A 517-nucleotide genomic window follows, 5' to 3' on the forward strand; every position below is an offset into this window, starting at 1 on the left:
GCATTGATCGCTTTGTGGCTCACTTCCCCATTAGCAGCCATTTGAACTGCTGGGTTGAAATTATTCGCCACCAGCGCATCAGGCATTGGTGCGGACGCAAGTTTATCGGCATGTTGAGCCATTGGCGCTTGCGCAGCGGCGTGCTTCATCTCTTGCGCGTTTACGTATTGTGCTTGTTGCCCCATCGCGACTGTAGCGGCTGTTCGTTCACTGCCGTTTCGTACATTGTTATGCTGCGTTGTATTTTGCTCCGCAAGAATGGCTTTCACGTCCGTTGGCAGCGCAACCAACTGGGCTAGCTCTTGCTCAGGAATATCCGCGACGACGTCACCCGCTCTCAAACCTTCAATGACATCGATTTCTTGTTCGCTCAGAGGTTTGCCTTGCGCCAATTTGGTATCAATGACTTCCAGCTCATCAATTGAAACCAGCTGAACCGCCTGACCTTCAAAGCCGAGCGTCACAGGATCAAGTGACACCGAACCATCCAATGCATCTGAGGTGTTCGCCTGAGCTT

General features: G+C 52.0%; 1 pseudogene. It reads right to left on the minus strand.

Going from position 1 to position 517, the window contains the following annotated elements:
• A pseudogene (locus R7E78_RS30570) lies at positions 1–517 on the minus strand (flagellar hook-length control protein FliK); the annotation flags it as partial.

It is taken from the genome of Vibrio sp. YT-19(2023), from assembly GCF_033337395.1.